A 17729-nucleotide genomic window follows, 5' to 3' on the forward strand; every position below is an offset into this window, starting at 1 on the left:
GGCTACTTCTGGTCCGCGGCGAGCTTGGCATTGACGTCCTTCTCGGCCGAGGCCAGCAGGGAGTCGATGTCGGCGTCGCGCTTGGTGAGCACAGCCTGGACCACCGGGTCGAGCACGGTGTACAGCTTCTGCGCCTGGTACGGCGGCTCCGGCTTCAGTTTCAGCGTGGAGAGACCGTCGATGTACGGCTTGAAGTTCTGCAGCTTCACATTGACGTACGGCTTGATCGCTGCGTCGATCTCGGTCTGCCGTTTTTTGTCGAAGACCGGAAGCGTCGGCACGCCCACCGCGGACTTCGGGTCGGCGGAGAGCGCCTTGGCCTGCTCGGCGGCGATGCCGGTGCTGTACTGCGGCTTGGCGTAGGCGAAGGTCAGCCACTCGACGGCCGCTGCCGCATGCTTCTTGTCGGCGGACTTCGGGACCATGTAGATGTCGCCGCCGGTGAGTGTCGCGTCGCCGCCGGACTGCGGCATCGGGGCCACTCCGAAGGCGTCGGTGTTCTCCATGCCGAACTGCATCTTCGCCAGTCGGTACGTCCCCGGGCTGCCCATGAACATGCCGACCTGACCGGCCGCGAACTGCTTGATCACGTCGTTCTGATTGTTGAGCAGGGTCTTGCCGAGCGAATCGTCCTTCCAGCGCATGTCCTTGAGTAGCCGCAATGCCTTCTTCGTCGGCTCCCCGGTGAGCGTGGCGGCGTACGTGCCACCCTGCTCCTTCTCCAGCTCGCCACCGAAGGCGTACGACAGCATCGTCAGCTGCCAGCCGCCCTGGTTGTCCTTGGACTCGTGGACGAAGCCCGCCTTGCCGGTACTGTCGCTGATCCTCTTGGCGGCTGTGCGGACTTCCGCCCAGGTGGCCGGGGGTCTGTCCGGGTCGAGGCCGGCCTTCTCGAAGAGCTCGCGGTTGTAGACCAGGCCCTGGGCGTACGGATTCTGCGGCACGCCGTACACGTCGCCGGCACTGTCGGTGAGCGGCTGGAGGACCTGAGGGTTGAACTCCTTGAAGTGCTTCCACTCCTTGAGCTGCCCCGTGATCGGCTGCACCTGCTTCTGCTGGATGAGCCGCTGCGGCTCGGTCAGCGGCACCTTGATGACGTCCTCGACATTGCCGCCGGACAGCTTCGCGGAGAAGGTCAGCGGGTCGAAGACCGTGGTCGAACCCTTGACCTTGATGCCCGGGTTGGCCTTCTCGAAGTCGGCCACCTGCTTCTTGAACAGGGCGACCCCCGGCTTGTCGGTGGCCGGCGGCATGCCCTGCACCCGCAGCACGAGATCGCCGTCCCCGCCGGCACTGCTCGGGGTGAGGGAGGAACAGCTCGCGAGAGTCGCGGTCAGCGCCATGCAGCCAAGTATGGCCGCACAGCGGGAGTTTCTGGGCATAACGGCTCCAAGAAGGGCAGGAGTGGGCTCGGTGCGGTGTAGTGCGGCGCTTTGCTCGTTGTGGTGGTGTGCGCCGTGGATCAGTGGGCGGGTGCGGGGCCCGTCGAGGCACGGGGGATCAGGCGGGAGCCGATCTCCACGAAGGGGGAAGTGACTTCACGTCCTTGTCCAGCACGGCCTGTTGTGCTCGCGATCGTCTCGATCAGGAGGTCCCCCGCGCGCGTGGCGATCTCTTCGGGGTCGATCCTGATCGTGGTGAGGCTGGGGGTGGAGACGGAGGCGAGCAGCGTGTCGTCGATGCCGATGACGCTGACGTCGCGCGGCACGCTCACGCCGAGGTTGGCCATCTGGTGCAGCACGCCGAGGGCGACCAGGTCGTTGTGGGCGATCACGGCCGTCGCGTCGTGGGCGGCGACGAGGGTGGCGGCGTGCACGCCCGTCTCGAACCGCGGCTCGTACGGGCCGAGCTCGGACAGGGAGAGGTCGACCGCTTCGAAGGACTCCTGGATGGACTTCCCGCGGCTCAGCTCGGCGCGGGACGCGTTGATGAAGACGCAGCGCCGATGACCGTACGCCTTCAACTGCTCGGCGGCCTGCGCGATGCCGGCGGACAGTGAGATCCGGACCTCGGGGATGCCCGGCACATGACGGTTCACCACCACCAGCGGCATCCGGCCCGCGAGTTCATGGAGCCGGTCCTCGGTGAGGGTGGAGGCCCACAGGATCAGGCCGTCGACCCGCTTCGATACGGCCGCGATGGCGGTCAGCTCGTCCGCCTCGCGCTCGTCGCTGTCGGCGACCAGGACCGTGTAGCCCAGGTGCCGGGCGCGGGCCTGCATCGCCTTGATGATCGGCGGGAAGAACGGGTTGGCGATGTCCGGGACGATCAGGCCGAGCGTTCCGGTGCCGCCGCCGCGCAGTGAACGGGCCGCCGGGTTGGGGGAGTAGCCGAGCTTGGCCGCGGCGTCGAGGATGCGCTGCCGCGTCGTCGGCTGCACCTGGTCGGGTGCGGTGAACGCGCGGGACACCGTCGACACCGAGACGCCCGCGGCGCTCGCCACCTCCCGGATCGTGACTGCCACGGACGGCCTCCTTGTCGTCTTGAACCGGGGGACCCCGGTCGTCTCGCATCTGGATCCTGCGAATGCGGTTGATGTTTGCGAACGTTCCCATGACGTGTCAAGACGTGTGTCAGGACTATTTCATCGAGGAAAACCTTCTGGATGCATGGGTCTTGCGCTTCGACTCGACTGCTGTCGATGATGTGTTCTCAAGAACGGTACTGAAATTGCGGGAACGTTTTCATAGAGGAGTGGAATGAAGATCACCGGCCTGGAAGTGCTGACTCTCCCCGACCACGGCGACAGCATGATGCTGGTCGTGGTCGACACCGACGAGGGCATCCACGGCCTGGGCGAGGTCGGCATCAGGTCGCGCCAACGGGCGGTCGCGGGGGGTCTCGAGCACCTGGCGGAGCTGATCGTCGGCGAGGACCCGCGGCGGATCGAGCACCTCTGGCAGGTGATGTTCCGGCGCGGGTTCTTCCCCGCCGACCGCATACTCGGCGCTGCCATCGCAGCGGTGGACGTGGCCCTTTGGGACATCCGCGGCAAGGCGCTCGGCGTACCGGTGCATGAACTCCTCGGCGGCCGGGTGCGTGATCACGTACCCGCCTATGTGCATGTCGGCGACGGCTACCACGACCGCGCGTGGTTCCTGGACCGCTGCCGCGACCTGGTCGCCGAGGGCTGGCTCCATCTGCGGTTCGCCTCGCCGCACGACGCCGACGGCACGCTCGACGCCCGCCGCTGTCTGCGCGACTCGGTCGACCTCTTCCACCAGGTGCGGAACGCGGTCGGCGACGAGGTGGAGCTGATCCTCGACGTCCATACGCGCCTGGATCCGCCGGAGGCGCTGACCCTGTGCCGGGAGATCGAGGCGGCCCGCCCGTACTTCGTCGAGGACCCACTGCGCTGTGAGAACCCGGACAGCTACCGCATGCTGCGGGCCCGCACCGGCGTACCACTGGCCGCAGGTGAGCAGTACGGCTCCAAATGGGAGTTCAGGACACTCATCGAGGACGACCTCATCGATTACGCGCGCGTGGACGTCGGGGTGGCCGCGGGCCTGACCGAGGCGAAGAAGATCGCGGCGATGGCGGAGACCCACCACATCAAGCTCGCCACCCACAACCCGCTCGGCCCGGTCACCGCCGCTTCCTCGCTCCAACTCAACCTTGCCTGCCCCAATGTGGCGATCCAGGAGCACCAGACCGACCCCGATCCGGCCATCGCCGCCCTCTTCACCGCGCGGCCGACGATCCTGCCGGGGCGGGTGGAGCTGAGCGAACTGCCCGGCATCGGCGTCGACATCGACCGGGAGGCGGCGCGCCGGTACCAGGCCGCGGCGGCCGAGCGCCCGCACTTGCGCACGGCGGACGGGGCGTTCACCAACTGGTAGCCGGGCAGGGCCGGTCGGCCGCGCGGGCCGACGCTCCTGCGGAATCGAAAGCCGCGTACAACCCTTGTGTCCCATCCGGTGCCGCACATGCCGCCGGACAAGGAGCGGGTCCCTTCCGGTTACTGGCTGGGAAGCCGCACACCATGACAACGGGACATCCGCATCACCGTCCCGGCGGGCCCACAGCCCGCGTCTGCACACTGAGCACGATCTCCGACTTCAGAAAGTGAGGCGAGTTCCGTCGTGTTGTTCACAGGAGCCGCGAGGCCGGTCGAACTGGGCCTTGTCGGCCTAACGTTCATGGGCGTGCTGGTAGGCGCGTCGGCGACGCCGGCCGGCAGCCAGGAACGCCAGAAGCTGCAGGTGACGGCCGTGTCGTCGCGGCCCGGCACGGTGTCGGGAGACGACGCCCTGATACGTGTCGAGGTGCCCGCCTCCATAGCCGCCGACAAAGTCCGGGTCGAGGTAGAGGGCCGGGACGTGACCTCGAGCTTCCGGCCGTCCGGCGAAAATGCGCTGATGGGCGTGGTGAAGGAGCTGTCCAAGGGCGACAACAGGCTCACGGCCAGGGCTCAGGGCGCGGACGCCGGACAACTGATCCTGAAGAACCACCCCATCACGGGGCCGGTGTTCTCCGGGCCGCACGAGCAGCCGTTCGTCTGTGACACCGCCGAGTTCAAGACGGTCACCGGCGGCACCCTCGGGCAGCCGATCGACAAGGACTGCTCGGTCAAGACCCGTGTCGATTACATGTATCGCACCACGGCCGGCAAGTTCGTTCCGTTGCCCGACGAGAACGTCCTTCCCGCCGACCTGGCGACCGCCACGACGAGCGCGGGCAAGAAGGTGCCGTACATCGTCCGCGTCGAGACCGGCACCATCAACCGCGGCATCTACGAGACGGCCGTGCTGCACGACCCGAAGTCCGGCACCCCCGACCCGCTGCAGCGTGGGCCGGGCTGGAACGGGCGCCTCGTGTACGGCTTCGGCGGGGGCTGTAACGGCGGCTGGTACGTCCAGGGCCGCAACACCGTCGGCATCATGAACGACACGTATCTGAGCAAGGGCTACGGCGTCGCATCGTCCACGCTGAACGTCTTCGGCAACAACTGCAACGACCTGCTGGCCGCCGAGACCATGAGCATGGTCAAGGAACGCTTCGTGGAGACGTACGGCGACCCGGCCTTCACCATCGGAAACGGCTGCTCCGGCGGCTCGTACCAGACCCACCAGATCGCCGACAACTACCCGGGTCTGCTGGACGGCATCCTCTCCGGCTGCAGCTTCCCCGATGTCGGCTTCGGGACGATTCAGACGCTCAGCGACGCCCAGCTCCTGAACCACTACTTCAAGGAAGTCGCGCCGGACGCTTTCACCAAGGACCAGCAGAAGGCGGTCTCCGGGTTCGGCAAGTGGCAGAGCATCGGCAGCCTGGCCAGGGCGGGCGGCCGTATCGACCCCACGGTGTTCTGCCCGCCCCAGCTGCCCGAGGGACAGCGCTACGACCCCGACACCAATCCGGACGGTGCCCGCTGTGACGTCTACAGCCACACCGTGAACGTCTACGGCGAGGTGCCGGAGACCGGGAAGGCGCGCAGGCCGCTCGACAACACCGGTATCCAGTACGGACTTGAGGCCCTGAACAACGGGACCATCGACATGGACCGGTTCATCGACCTGAACCGGCGCATCGGCGGCCTCGACGACGACGCCAAGCCCGCCGCGGAGCGCACCGTCGCCGATCTCAAGGCGGTACGGACGGCCTACCGCACGGGCCGCATGCTGAACGGCGGTGGCGGCCTCGCCGACGTTCCGATCATCGACTACCGCGACTACACGGACGACGCGTCGGCCGGCGACATGCACATGCGCTTCCACTCCTTCTCCACCCGGGCGCGCTTGGACAAGGCCAACGGCACCCACGCCAACCAGGTCATGCTCACCCGCGCCAACGGGCACGGATTCACTCTCGCCGGGATGCTGTCCGACATGGACCAGTGGCTCACCGGCATCAAGGGAGACTCCGGCAACGACGCCCCCATCGAGAAGATCGTCCGCCACCAGCCGCAGGGTCTCACGGACGCCTGCTGGACCCGTGGCATCGGTGCGAAGAAGATCGCGGAGCCCCAGGTCGAGGGCATCGACAACACCGAGTGCAACACCCTCTACCCGGTGTGGACATCGCCGCGGATGGTCGCCGGAGCCGATGTGGCCAACGACATCGTCAAGTGCCGCAAGCGTCCCGTGATCCGCTCCGACTACCGAGTGCCGGTGACCGACGGCCAGTTCAAGGATCTGAAGGCGATCTTCCGGGACGGTGTCTGCGACTGGTCCAAGCCCGGGGCGGGCCAGCAGGGCCTCGCCGGTACATGGCTCTCCTTCGACCGGAAGTGACAGGATCGCGGCAGGTGGGCCAAAACGGGGGCAGGTGCGACGTCCCGCTTTGGTGTCAGCGGGACGGGGTTTCTGGACGTTGGGCATGCGGAGCGTCCCGTTGAGTGGGTTCAGGCGTTGCACGTGGCTTTCGGCCCATGCGCCTTCGACCGGTACTCCATCGTGCCCAAGACCTTCAAGCGGATGCCGGCCGGTGGGATCGCCGTCATGGTCGTCACCGTGTTCTGCATCGTCGCCACCAGCAACCCCGCCATCGGCGTGATGGTCGGCTCGATCACGGCGTTGGTATCTTCGCCAAGCGCGTCGCCCACCTCACTCAGGTCACTTCGGACACGGGGCCCGACGGCGGTAGCGTGGTCTGCTCCGTGACCGGTGACCTGTTCTTCGCGTCCTCGAACGACCTGGTCACCTGGTTCAACTACGCCACCGATCCCGAGAGGGTGGTCATCGACCTGTTCGCGGCGCACATCTGGGATGCTCGTCCGTCCCCATCTGCATCACCCATGCGAGGCGCAATTCTTGATCACGCGTTGCGGGCGCAGCGGAATCCGGCATGGCCGCTGGAGCTGTCCGGGGTGTTGGCGGTTCGGGCGGCGACGCGGTAGCGGTTGCAGTAAGAGGCGTGGCACATGTGGGAGCCACCCCGGATGACCTTGGCGTCGCCGGTTGTGGGGCCTGTCGGGTCGGCGAGTCCGTGGGTGTGATGGTCGGTGGTCCACCAGTCCGCGCACCACTCCCACACATTGCCCACCATGTTGAACAGTCCGTGGCCGTTGGGCCGGTACGCGTCGACGGGTGCGGTGCTGTGGTAGCCGTCGGCGGCGGTGCTGTGAAGGGGGAAGCGGCCGCGCCAGATGTTGCAGCGGTACTCGTCGTCCGGGTCCAGTTCATCCCCCCAGTGGTAGCGGCGCTGTTCGAGGCCGCCGCGCGCCGCGTGTTCCCACTCGGCCTCGGTGGGCAGGCGCTTGCCCGCCCAGTGCGCATAGGCGGCGGCGTCGTTCCAGGACACGTGGACCACTGGGTGGTCGCCTCTGCCGTCGAGGGTGCTGCCGGGCCCTTCGGGCCGTGCCCAGGCAGTGCCGGGCACGGCGCACCACCAAGGGGTGTGCCCGGGGCTTGGCGCACCTCGGCGCAGGTGGTCGGGGAGGAAGCCGGCGAAGACGTACGACCAGCCGATCCGCTCGGCATCGGTGACATATCCGCTGTCCGCGGCGAAGGCGCGGAAGGCGTCGTTGGTGACGGCGTGGATGTCGATGAGGAAAGGGGCCAGGCGCACTTCCCGGACCGGGCCTTCGCCATCGGCGTGCAGGGTGTGGGTGTCCTGGCCGCCCATCAGGAACGGGCCTCCGGGGATGCGGGCCATGCCCTCGGCGCTGCCGCGTCGAGCCGGTGGCACAAGGGGTGTCGCCTGGGCAGCTCCGGCGCCCGGGGACATGCAACAGCTGGGAACGGGTCGGGGGGTGGGCATGGTTCTCACCTCGGCTGGTGTGCTGGTCAGGACAGGGCTGTCGCTCGCCGCTGATCCAGGTCCTGTTGCGCGCGTCGCACGTCGTTGGCGTACGGGCGGTACAGCAGGGTCAGGAAGGCGCCGTTGACGAGCATCAGGATGACCAGGCCCCACAAGAACACCTCCCGCAGGCCGACGATCTCGCCGAGATACCCGGCGCCCAGGCTGAAGATGGCCCAGGCTATGGCCTCGACGATCGAGCCGTAGACGGTGAAGGCGGCTCCGCGCAGCTCAGGCGGTGTCACCGCCATGACCATCGGGCGGTTGATACCGGGGTTGACGCCTTGAGCCACCCCCATGAGCGCGAAGAACAGGCCGAACAGACCGAGGGAACCGTAGTCGAACTGAGTGCCGAAGTAGGCCACGACGGCGAAGGCGATCTGTGCTGTCTGCAGTACGGCGGGCAGCCCGTGGCGGGGGCTGCGGAGGGAGGCCCAGTCGGCGGCAAGACCGCCGAGCACGGTACCGGCGAAGTAGCCGATGCCGAGGGGGAGCAGGACGATGGAGGCGGCCTGGGTCGTGAAGCCGTAGACGTCGACGAGGTAGACGACGGCGAAGGCGGTCAGCAGCAGGTGGCCGGAGAGAAGACGGGAGATCAGCAGGAGCAGAAAGGTGCGGATCTTCAGCAGCGCCGCGATCTGGCCCCGGGTGACGTTTGCGGTCGCCTTGCGGGCCGTGGGGTCGAGGTCGGCGAGCTGGGGTTCGGCGGCGCCGTGGCCGGGGTCGCGCAGCCAACGCCACACCACCAGGCTGAAGAGGACGTTGAAGACGCCGATCCCCCAGAGACCCCAGCGCCAGCCGTCCTCGAAGCCGGCCAGTTGTCCCTTGAGTGCGGCCAGGACGGAGCTGGTCAGAGCGACCGCTCCGTAAAGGAGGCCGATGGCCCGGCCGCGCGAAGGGGTGTCGAACAGGTCGCCGACGATCTCGGTGACGATGGGCTGGGCCGCGGCGTAACCGGCGGCGAGCACGGTGGTGAGGAAGAGGAGTTGGGTGAAGTTCTGTGCGAATCCCGCCGCCACGCCCCACACGCCCCACAGCCCGGTGGCGACGATGAGGACACCTTTGCGGGACCAGCGGTGCGCCACCCATACCCACAGCGGGGCGGTGATGACGCCGACGAGTTTACCGGCGGCGGCCAGCACACCCAGGGCGCCGAGCGACAGGCCCAGGGCTTGTCGGATGACGGGGAACAGGCCGACGATCAGGCCACTTTCGGCACTGTCGATGAGCATGGTGCCACCGAGGAGGGACAGCTGCCTCCAACGGCCCTGGACCACGGTCCTTTGGGCGGCCTCGTGGAGTCTGGCGGGATCGCGGGCAAGGTCGGCCATCGCGACACCTCTTTCTGCGCGGGAGCGGGTGAGGCGGGGGGCGTGTACCGGGGGCTCGACGGCACCGGTGCACGGCTCGTCGTGTCAGAGCGAGGCAAGCTCTTCGGCGACCTCGCGCAGGCTTGCGGAGGACAGGAGCCCGCCCGCGAGCGCGACCAGGTCTCGACGGCGTCGTCGACGATCGGCGTCCGCTGCTCGGGGTCGCTTGCCAGGTCGAAGAGGAGCGTGCCGTGCTGGTAGGGATTGAAGAAGGTCCGGCCCCGGGTGCGCAGGGTCGGCACGCCCTTGGTGAAGGTGAAGGGCTCCGCCAGGGTGGCGTCCGCCACCTCCGAGGGTTAGAAGCGCCCGCGCATATGGGTCGGCATCAGCGTGTGCTCCTCCAGGGGCGCGTTCTGCGGGGTGGCGGGGGCACGCATGTAGACGTGCCGGCCGTCGGTGATGTTGACGTGGCCGCCGTGGATGCCGAACAGCCCGGCCTCGCGGACGGCGGTCTCGTCGGCGACCGGCAGCGGCGCGCCCTGCATGTCGGCCGGTACATCGACATCGAAGTAGTCCAGGAGCGTCGGCGCCAGATCGATCGTCTGGACCAGTGCCTGCCGGTGCTCGCCCGCCACCTGCGCCCGGGGATCCCACACGAACAGCGGCAGCCGGACCAACTCGTTGTACCAGGGCTGGACGCTCTTGCCCCACCAGCCCTTCTCGCCGAGCAACAGGCCGTGATCGGTGTTGACGATCAGCAGCGTGTCGTCCCACAGGCCGAGCTCGTCCATGGCGTCCAGGACGCGCCCGAGGGAGCGGTCGCACATCGACAGCAGCGCCGCGTACTCGTAGCGGGCGTGCTCGACCTGGTCGTCGGTCTGTGTCACGCGGGCGTAGTCGGGCCAGTCGAAGTGGGGGCCGCTGTAGTCGTGCGGGTAGAGGCCCTTGTACTGCTGGTGGCTGAAGAACGGCTCGTGCGGGTCGAACGTCTCGATCTGCACGAACCAGCGGTCCTCCGCCCGGTTGGTATGAAGGAACTCCAGTCCGGCGTCGAACGTCAGGCTCTGCGGGTGGTGGTCCTCGGTCGGCATGTACGCGCGATTCACCCAGTCCTGTCGGAAGCCCTCCGAGCGAAGCCGCTTCAGGTTCTCCGGGATCGGAGGGTCCGCCACATGGCCCTTCCACGGATCGCCTTCCTGGCCACGAAAGAACTCCCAGGTGTTGTAGCGGCCGTGGTAGGTGGCTCCGCCGTCCTCCCAGTAGTGCGGGTGGTCACTGACCAGGTGCGTGTACACACCGTTCTGCTTGAGCAGTTCGGGCATGGAGTCATCGAACGGCTCCAGCGGACCCCAGCTGCGGTGCAGGAAGTTGTAGCGGCCGGTGTGGATCTCGCGGCGGGCAGGCATGCACGGCATCGATCCCGCATAGGCGTTGTCGAAGGCCACCGTGCGCTCGGCGAGCCGGGCGAAGTTGGGGGCGTGCGTCCAGTCACCTCCGTACGGCGGCAGCATGTGCCGGTTGAGGCTGTCGAACATCACCATGATCGCCTTCATGACGAGGGCGGCTCCTCTCGTGCGGGTGCGGGGAAACGTGCTTTGGGCTGACGGGAGGCGGCGGTGTCAGGTCCGCCGCCTCCCGGGACTGGGGCGGACTGTCGGCGGTCGGCGCTTGCCCCGCCGGGCATCTCAGGCCGCGGCAGGCAGGATGCGGCTGCGTCCGACGGCACCGAGCCAGGCGGCGGAGGGCTCGGGGGTGCGGGTGAAGGTCCTGTGGTCGACGGCGATGAGGCCGAACGTCGGCTCGTAGCGGCCCCATTCGTCCGAACCGGTGGCGGCCCAGCCGCCACGCTCCATGAACCAGCGGGGGGCGGCGAAGTGATGCAGCGTCACCATGGGTCGCAGGCCGCGCTCGATGGCACCTTCGACCATGCGCCGGTAGTGGGCGACCGCGGCACGGGAGTACTCACCCGGTGCCGGTTCGATACGTGCCCACTCGATGCTGAACCGGTAGTCGGTGAAGCCGAGTGCGGCGAGGAGATCCATGTCCTCGGGCCAGCGGTGGTAGCTGTCGCAGGCGTCACCGCTGGATTCCTTGATGAAGTCGATGCCGCTGTGCTCGAAGGCCCACCAGTCGCTGTTGGTGTTGCCGCCCTCGGTCTGGTGCGCGGAAGTGGAGGCCCCCCACAGGAAGCTGTCGGGCAGGCGTCGATCGGTACTCGTGATCAGGTGCTTTCCTGGGGACGGGTAAGGGCGCGATGGGCGAGGTCAACGGGGCTGAGGGAGAGTTCCGTCGGCGGCGGCGACCAGCGCGGAGATGTGCTCGTGCGTGACGCCGGCGAGGAACGACGGCACTCGGGCCAGCGGCAACGAGGCGGCCATGGCGGAGATCTCGGAGGCGTCCAAGGACACGGGCACAGGGGAGTCGTCCAGGTCGGCTGCCATGGCCGCGGTGAGCAGCGGGCCTCCGACCGGGTCGGCCAGCCACTCGCCGATCGTCGACTCGGCGGTGAGCCGGCGCGGGCGTGCCGTGCCGTCGCAGCGCACGCGGGCCCGGAGGCGCACATCGCGGGAGGAGGCCCCGATCCGCAGCTCGAACTCACCCGGATCGACCGTCCATCCGCCGTCGCGCGGCGACCAGTAGGAGAAGGACCGCTCATGCAGACCGAGCGTTACGCGGGCACTCCCGCCCGGCTCCAGGAACACCTTCTCGAACGCCTTCAGCTCCTGGACGGGTCGGCGCAGCCGCGACACGGGCTGGTGCACGTAGAGCTGCGCGACCTCCGCTCCGGCTCGCGATCCGGTGTTGGTCACGGTGAAGGAGGCTGCGAAGCGGTTCGGGCCCGTCTCGGTCACGTCGAGATCGCTGTACGAGAAGGCGGTGAAGCTCAGGCCGTGGCCGAAGGGATAGGCGACCGCCCTGCCGAGAGTGTCGTAGGAGCGGTAGCCGACGAACAGGCCCTCGCCGTGGTGAACGTGGCCGTCGCCGCCGGGGAAGTGGAGATGGGAGGGAGAGTCCTCCAGGCGCAGCGGAACGGTCTCGGTGAGCCGTCCGGAGGGATTGGCGATGCCGAACAGCAGGTCGGCCAGGGCCGATCCACCGGCCTGGCCCAGCAGCCAGCCCTCAAGGACCGCAGCGGTCTTGTCCTGCCAGGGGTTCATCTGCACGGTGGCGCCGTTGGACAGTACGACAACGATGCTCGCGCCGACCTCTGCGACGGCGTTCAGCAGCGCGAGCTGGTCGGCGGGCAGGAAGATGTCGGTGCGGTCGAAGCCCTCGGACTCGGCCGACTCGGGCAGTCCCAGGAAGAGCAGCACCTGCGTGGCACCGCGCGCGGCTTCCACGGCCTGCTCGACGAGTTGCTCGTCGGGGACTCCGTCGAGCGTGAAGCCGGGGGGCGAAGCGGATCCGTGCCGGGTCGCTGACGGCCGCACGGATGGCTTCCAGCGCGTTGTCCACACGGCTGGGCACCAACATGAGAACTTCCGCCGCCCTGGAATGGGTGGCCTCCCGGGCCAGTTCGGGGGCCGACCAGCGCGCCAGTGGCACGCCGCCCTCGGCGGGCAACTGCCAGGCCGGCGCGGTCACCTGAGCCCGCTGCAGCGGCGTGAAGGCGCTCGGGCGTCCTGAGCGGCCCCGGTCTGCCACCCCGGCCAGCCGCTGCTCGGCGAACCGGCCCCGCCACATCCACACGCTGTCCAGGTCCACCCCGACCTGCCGGGCGATGCGCGCGTTGGCCCAGCCGCGTGCGGCCAGCAGCACGATCTGCGCGCGCACCCGCGCCCGGTACTCGCTTCGGTGGCCCCAGGACACCTTCTTCAGCCGCTTGTGTTCGGCAGCGGTCAGGAGATCGAGCGGGCAGCGGCAACGGGCATGGCAGACAGGCCGATCGCGAGAAGTGGATCAAGACAGCGGCAGGCTGCCGTATCCACGACGGCCACGGCGAACCGTCCATCCACCGGACACGACATCCAGATCGGGCAGGATGGCCGACATGCCCACACCGCTGAGTCCACCAAGACCTCACTGGCCCAGAGGCTGACCGGCCGTGCCCGCACCGCCTGGCCGCAGCCGGGCCCGACCGGAAAGTCTCAGCTGGTGGCGACCTTCGCGACCAGCTCACTGATCTGATTGACCGCGGCGGAAGGACCGGGGAAGAACCGATTCTTGGTCAGCGCGAATGAAATGCCGGTCGCCGTGTCGGCATACGCCGCACTGCCTCCCATGCCGGGCATGCCGAAAGCGCTCAGCGTCTCCTGCGGGTCGGCCCCGGGCCGGCCGAGGTTGTAGCCCAGCGCGCGCGGAATCGGGAAACCAACCATTTGGTCGACATCGGCCGTGGCCAGGGCCGTGACCGCACGCAGCCGCTCGTCCGAGACCAGCCGGACACCGTCCACCTCACCAAGCAGCGCGGCGTACATCTTGGCCGCCGCGCGGGCGGACATCGTGCCACCCGAGGGAATGTCCGAAGTGAGCACCACGGGGCTGTTGCCGTACTTGGCGCTGGGGGTCACGGCGGGCGGCGTGGCCTTGAGCATCGGCATGTCGGCGGGCACCGCTGCCATCATCGCGGCGGTACCGGGCGCCTCCTCGAGTCGGGCGAGCCGGCCGAGCTCGGACTCCGGGACGCCGAAGAACAGCTCGTCGGCGATGCCCAACGGAGCCGCCACCTCCTGCCTGAGTACCTGCGAGATCGGCTTGCCGGTGGCCCGGCGCACGATTTCGCCCATCACGAAGCCCCAGGTCATCGCGTGGTAGCCGGTCTTGGTCCCGGGCTCCCACCAGGGCTCGGAATCGGCGATCAGGCTACACATCCTGTCCCAATCAGCCAGGTCCTGCACTGTGAGGTCGGACGGCACTGCCGGGACGCCGATGGAGTGGGTCAGAGCGTGGCGGATGGTCGCCTTCTTCTTGCCGTGGGCACCGAACTCGGGCCAGAGCTCCACGATCGGCGTGTCATAGTCAAGGGCACCGCGGTCTGCGAGCACGTGCACCACCGTCGCAGTCACACCCTTGCCGGTGGAGGCGCTGTAGAACGGGATGTCCGAGGCGACCGGACGGCCGCTGTCCGGATCGGCGACACCCGCCACCGCGTCCACCACCAGCTCACCGTGCTGGTACACCGCGACCTGGATACCCAGCTCGGCGCCCGACTCCACCAGCTGGTCAATGGCCTGTTGCACAAGCTTCTGCATGATGTTCCCTCTCGATCTTTGGCTGCGGCGCTTGCCGGCACCGTTCACCCAGGAGTCGGTACCAACGGTGAGATCTCGACATCTGCACAGCACTACTCGGCGCTGCCCGACCACCAGGCTGGCCAAGCTCGGGATGATCTGGGACGAGAACCCGAACGAATGGGCGCATGCGCCCGCCCATTCGCGGCCCGCACCGGCCACCCGGCCATCTCCACCGCACGGCGGGGGCCCGGCGGCGTCAGCATCGGCCGGACGCTTCAATCCGGCCGCCGGCGGCCACTCTGCTGGCCCGGGATTCGAGGTACGTTCCTCCGCCCTCAAACTTGCGCCGTCGTTGGCCGGGGGGAGCTTCCCCGGGAGGGGACTGCGTCAACGCGTGCACCCGCGCGCACGCTCCTGGGGCAGCGAGATGAACTCCAGCAGGTCCTCTGTCAGGGGAAGGTTGGGTTCGGCGTCGATGCCCAGCCCCACGAACGTGGAGGAGCGGCCCATGGCGGCGGCCCGGAACCCGGGACAGTGGGTCAAGCTGCCGACGATGCCATCGGGCCACAGCGGTTCACCGCGCACGCCCGACAGAACGGGCGCCGGCGGCACGCCCAGTTCTCTCATGGCGCGGCGCGCACACATGTGGACGTTTGCGTATTCTTGCCGACGCTTCGACCGGGCGCTCGCGACAGCGGCGGCCTCCTGCGGGTACAGGGCGGTCAGCGCCGCGTCGTAGTCAACGAACGTGCTGCCCGTGCCGACGGGCGAAGGCAATAACTCGTCGATCACAACAACACCCCACGTTCAGGCCCTCGTTCCCGGACTTTTCTCCCACGCGCCGCGCTCACAGCGATCGGGCGAGCCTGAACCCGAGGTCGTCGATGGCGAGGGTCGGGTGGCTCTTGCGGCGGCACGACGCCCGGCACCCCCGGGGCTCGTCGAAGAAGCCGCCGCCGCGGAAGACGCGGTACGGGCCGTAGACCCGGGGGTCGTAGACGTCCCAGCACCACTCCCAGACATTGCCGATCATGTCGTGGAGGCCCCACGCGTTCGGCTCCCGCATCGCGATGTCGTGCAGCTTGCCCCCGGAGTTCCCGCGGTACCACGCGATCTCGTCCAGCTCTCCGTAGCGGACGTCCGAACTCCCGGCCCGGCAGGCGAACTCCCATTCCGCCTCGGACGGAAGGCGGTAGCCGTCGGCTGCCCAGTCGCAGACCACGTCCTCCGCGTCGCGGCTGTCGCCCATCGAGTAGCAGGGATCGAGCCCGGCCGCCTGCGAGAACAGGTTGCAGAACCGGACGGCGTCCTTCCATGAGACCTCGGTCATCGGCGTTCGAGGCCCCGCAGAGCTCTCCGGCGCCTCGCCCAGCACAGCGGCATACAGCTCGCGGGTGACCGGACTCGGCGCCAACTGGAAAACGGCAACCTCGGCCTTCCAGTCCGTCATCGTGCCCTCGTCCCGCAGCACGATCTCTCCGGCGGGCAGGTCGATCATGGGAGCCGCGGTCAACCGGCGCAGCGTTGATTCATGGCTCATCGCAGTCCTACTCCTACACATTCGGTTCGTGGGCTCAACGTGCGATTGCCGTCAAGGCACTCGCAGACGTCATTGCGGACTCTCGTCCTGTTCAGCCGGACGACGGGTGCGACCGGGCCGGCACTTTTCGCCGCGTTCTTCCTGGTCGGCCACGAACCACACCTGGTTGCCAGCACTCTTGCAGTCTGCCGCACCGGGCACACCCGGGTGGTGCCGAAGGATCTTTTTGGGCCGGGTCATCGCGCTGCGACCCGGCGCAGGTGTCAAGAGCCTGTCCCGCATTCGGTGGTGACCCAGGGCCGTGAGGGTCGCTGACACCTGTGTGAGCGACGCCAACCGTGTCCCACGCGTGGTCGGCGTCGCACCTTCCGCGAGCAGGTGCCCCGGGTCCTGGAGCGATCCCAGCGGCGCACCGCCCGGCCCGACCGGGCAAGTCGCGTCTGTGGTCGGTGAGTTGGGAGTCCGGGTCGGGACACGTCTGCTTGCGGTGGGCCTGTCTCGTCGTGTCGCGAGGCTGGGCGCCGCGACGGTTCTGCGACCTGCGCCGAGGCCGTCCGCCGCGGCGCAGGCCGCCGGTATCCGTGGCACAACCTGTGCGACCGCCCCGTGCGAGGTGACGGCGCACAGCAGCTGCTGGGCCGTCGTGCTGGACGCGCCTGTGAGAGCGACCACCACCAGTTCGCCCTCCGGTACGACGACTCCGCCCACCTCGATCGGCTCTGTCGTGAACCGCAGCGACGACGTATTGACCGGGCTCTCGTAGCGAAGAAACTCCTCGACCGCCCCGGGCAACAAGGAGCGGTCCGCGCGCAGCGCAGCGAGCTGGTCGCCGTCGGAGCGGCCCAAAACCGGGCCGAGTCCGGTCGACCGTGCCAGACCGGGTTCGAAACACCACGTGATCACCGACGCGCACGGCACCCCACTGGCCATTACGCTCACCAGCGGTAACTGCCACGATGTCACCCAGCTGCTGCCTCTCCTCGATGCGATACCGCATATCAAGGGCCGCACCGGCAGACCCCGCCACCGGCCGCGGCAACTGTTCGCCGACCGCGGCTACGACTACGACAAGTACCGCCGCCTGCTGTGGAAACGCGGGATCAAGCCCGTCATCGCAGGACGCAGCGTGCCACACGGCTCCGGCCTCGGCACCGTCCGCTGGGTGGTAGAGCACACGAACGCCTGGATCCACGGCTTCCGCCGCCTACGGATCCGGTGGGAGATCCGCGACGACATTCACGAAGCGTTCCTCGAACTGGCCTGCTGCGTGATCACCTACCGACGAGTCAAAGCTCTTTGTTAGCTCCTCTTGGTCAGACCGCGGCGCCGGATGCGCCGGCTGTTTCCGGCGATGCCGTGCTCCCGCATGACCCGCTCCACCCGCTTGCGGTTGACCAGCCGGCCTCGCCGGCGCGGTTCGGCGGTGACGCGCGGGACGCCGTAGTTCCGCCGGGACGCGAGGTGGATCACCGTGATCTCGTGGGCCAGGGCCTCATCCTCCCATTGCCGCGTTTCGCGGGCTTCCCGTCCGGCCACCCATGCGTAGGACGTGGAGCGGGCCGTTTTCATCACCTTGCACAGCAGCGTGACGGTGTAGTTCGCCTTCTCCGCGTGGATGAACCGGCATGCCGTGCTCACCGGTCGCTCTCCTTCACGAAGAAGGCTGTCGCCTTTTTTCAGGATCTCGATTGTCTTCGCCTGTTCGGCGGTCAGCTTCCGCAGCCGTTTCAGTTCCTCGTCCCGGTCGTCGGTGGCCCGCGCGGGACCGGGTGCCGGTCCGGTGTCCTGGGCGGCGCGGGCCTTCTTCACCCGCCCCCGCAAGGACTCCGAGCTGACCCCGAGCTCCCGGGCGACCTCGGTCACCGTCCGGCCCGACGACCGCACGAGTTCGACCGCGTGCCGCTTGTACTCCTCCGAGTACCGCTTCGTGTACTTACTTCCCACCTGGCACTGCTTCCTCTG

At 68.4% G+C, this 17729-nt stretch carries 12 protein-coding genes and 5 pseudogenes; 5 read left to right on the forward strand and 12 right to left on the reverse strand.

The window, feature by feature from the left end:
• Positions 1 to 2: 2 nt before the first annotated feature.
• Together OG609_RS41735 and OG609_RS41740 are read right to left on the reverse strand one after the other, a co-directional pair.
• Entirely contained in the window at positions 3 to 1343 is a 1341-nt protein-coding gene (locus OG609_RS41735) for an ABC transporter substrate-binding protein (protein ID WP_327277532.1), read from the reverse strand.
• 119 nt (positions 1344 to 1462) lie between these two features.
• Positions 1463 to 2464, reverse strand: a complete 1002-nt coding sequence (locus OG609_RS41740) for a LacI family DNA-binding transcriptional regulator (RefSeq protein ID WP_327277533.1) — start codon at positions 2462 to 2464, stop codon at positions 1463 to 1465.
• Between the two features lie 235 nt (positions 2465 to 2699).
• Between OG609_RS41740 and OG609_RS41745 the strand changes: the two genes are divergently transcribed.
• The 3 genes and pseudogenes from OG609_RS41745 to OG609_RS41755 form a co-directional block, all read left to right on the forward strand.
• Positions 2700 to 3842: a mandelate racemase/muconate lactonizing enzyme family protein gene (locus OG609_RS41745; RefSeq protein WP_327277534.1), complete on the forward strand. Its 1143-nt coding sequence runs from the start codon at positions 2700 to 2702 to the stop codon at positions 3840 to 3842.
• 300 nt (positions 3843 to 4142) lie between these two features.
• Positions 4143 to 6236: a DUF6351 family protein gene (locus OG609_RS41750; RefSeq protein ID WP_327277535.1), complete on the forward strand. Its 2094-nt coding sequence runs from the start codon at positions 4143 to 4145 to the stop codon at positions 6234 to 6236.
• A 144-nt stretch (positions 6237 to 6380) separates the two neighbouring features.
• Positions 6381 to 6715 (forward strand): annotated as a pseudogene (locus tag OG609_RS41755) (SulP family inorganic anion transporter); the annotation flags it as partial.
• 44 nt (positions 6716 to 6759) lie between these two features.
• On the opposite strand, the gene OG609_RS41760 reads toward OG609_RS41755, so the two are convergent.
• The 9 genes and pseudogenes from OG609_RS41760 to OG609_RS41800 all read right to left on the reverse strand — a co-directional run bounded on the left by OG609_RS41760 (position 6760) and on the right by OG609_RS41800 (position 15767).
• The gene (locus OG609_RS41760; protein WP_443066184.1) at positions 6760 to 7704 is read right to left on the reverse strand and encodes a formylglycine-generating enzyme family protein; all 945 of its coding nucleotides are present in this window, start codon (positions 7702 to 7704) and stop codon (positions 6760 to 6762) included.
• A gap of 26 nt (positions 7705 to 7730) precedes the next feature.
• On the reverse strand, positions 7731 to 9074 hold the full coding sequence (locus OG609_RS41765) for an MFS transporter (RefSeq protein ID WP_327277537.1): 1344 nt from the start codon (positions 9072 to 9074) through the stop codon (positions 7731 to 7733).
• A gap of 335 nt (positions 9075 to 9409) precedes the next feature.
• Positions 9410 to 10606 carry a sulfatase gene (locus OG609_RS41770; RefSeq protein ID WP_327277538.1) on the reverse strand — a complete coding sequence of 399 codons (1197 nt, stop codon included), beginning with the start codon at positions 10604 to 10606 and terminating at the stop codon, positions 9410 to 9412.
• Between the two features lie 249 nt (positions 10607 to 10855).
• Positions 10856 to 11275, reverse strand: a pseudogene (locus OG609_RS41775) (family 1 glycosylhydrolase); the annotation flags it as partial.
• Between the two features lie 42 nt (positions 11276 to 11317).
• Positions 11318 to 12484 (reverse strand): glycoside hydrolase family 3 C-terminal domain-containing protein, encoded by a 1167-nt coding sequence (locus OG609_RS41780; RefSeq protein WP_327277539.1) that lies wholly within the window; start codon positions 12482 to 12484, stop codon positions 11318 to 11320.
• Positions 12485 to 12653: 169 nt separating this feature from the next.
• Positions 12654 to 12863 (reverse strand): annotated as a pseudogene (locus OG609_RS41785) (helix-turn-helix domain-containing protein); the annotation flags it as partial.
• 278 nt (positions 12864 to 13141) lie between these two features.
• Positions 13142 to 14446: a serine hydrolase domain-containing protein gene (locus tag OG609_RS41790; RefSeq protein WP_327277540.1), complete on the reverse strand. Its 1305-nt coding sequence runs from the start codon at positions 14444 to 14446 to the stop codon at positions 13142 to 13144.
• Positions 14447 to 14614: 168 nt separating this feature from the next.
• Entirely contained in the window at positions 14615 to 15019 is a 405-nt protein-coding gene (locus OG609_RS41795; RefSeq protein ID WP_327277541.1) for a 4'-phosphopantetheinyl transferase family protein, read from the reverse strand.
• Positions 15020 to 15074: 55 nt separating this feature from the next.
• Complete coding sequence (locus OG609_RS41800) at positions 15075 to 15767, reverse strand: formylglycine-generating enzyme family protein (RefSeq protein WP_327277542.1); 693 nt, start codon at positions 15765 to 15767, stop codon at positions 15075 to 15077.
• A 327-nt stretch (positions 15768 to 16094) separates the two neighbouring features.
• Here OG609_RS41800 and OG609_RS41805 point away from each other — a divergent pair.
• Both OG609_RS41805 and OG609_RS41810 read left to right on the forward strand, forming a co-directional pair.
• Positions 16095 to 16443, forward strand: a pseudogene (locus OG609_RS41805) (hypothetical protein); the annotation flags it as partial.
• 168 nt (positions 16444 to 16611) lie between these two features.
• Positions 16612 to 17070: pseudogene (locus OG609_RS41810) on the forward strand (IS5 family transposase); the annotation flags it as partial.
• Here OG609_RS41810 and OG609_RS41815 read toward each other — a convergent pair.
• Entirely contained in the window at positions 17067 to 17711 is a 645-nt protein-coding gene (locus OG609_RS41815; protein ID WP_327277543.1) for an IS3 family transposase, read from the reverse strand. The pseudogene OG609_RS41810 and the gene OG609_RS41815 sit on opposite strands and share 4 nt — an antisense overlap.
• Between the last annotated feature and the right edge of the window lie 18 nt (positions 17712 to 17729).

The organism is Streptomyces sp. NBC_01224 (assembly GCF_036002945.1).
GTDB lineage: Bacteria > Actinomycetota > Actinomycetes > Streptomycetales > Streptomycetaceae > Streptomyces.

What these genes read in the sequence shown, in the direction of transcription:
- OG609_RS41735 (WP_327277532.1), bottom strand. Translation starts at nt 1,343, where the DNA reads ATGGCGCTGACCGCGACTCTCGCGAGCTGTTCCTCCCTCACCCCGAGC.
- OG609_RS41745 (WP_327277534.1), top strand. Translation starts at nt 2,700, where the DNA reads ATGAAGATCACCGGCCTGGAAGTGCTGACTCTCCCCGACCACGGCGAC.
- OG609_RS41750 (WP_327277535.1), top strand. Translation starts at nt 4,143, where the DNA reads ATGGGCGTGCTGGTAGGCGCGTCGGCGACGCCGGCCGGCAGCCAGGAA.
- OG609_RS41760 (WP_443066184.1), bottom strand. Translation starts at nt 7,704, where the DNA reads ATGCCCACCCCCCGACCCGTTCCCAGCTGTTGCATGTCCCCGGGCGCC.
- OG609_RS41765 (WP_327277537.1), bottom strand. Translation starts at nt 9,074, where the DNA reads ATGGCCGACCTTGCCCGCGATCCCGCCAGACTCCACGAGGCCGCCCAA.
- OG609_RS41770 (WP_327277538.1), bottom strand. Translation starts at nt 10,606, where the DNA reads ATGAAGGCGATCATGGTGATGTTCGACAGCCTCAACCGGCACATGCTG.
- OG609_RS41800 (WP_327277542.1), bottom strand. Translation starts at nt 15,767, where the DNA reads ATGAGCCATGAATCAACGCTGCGCCGGTTGACCGCGGCTCCCATGATC.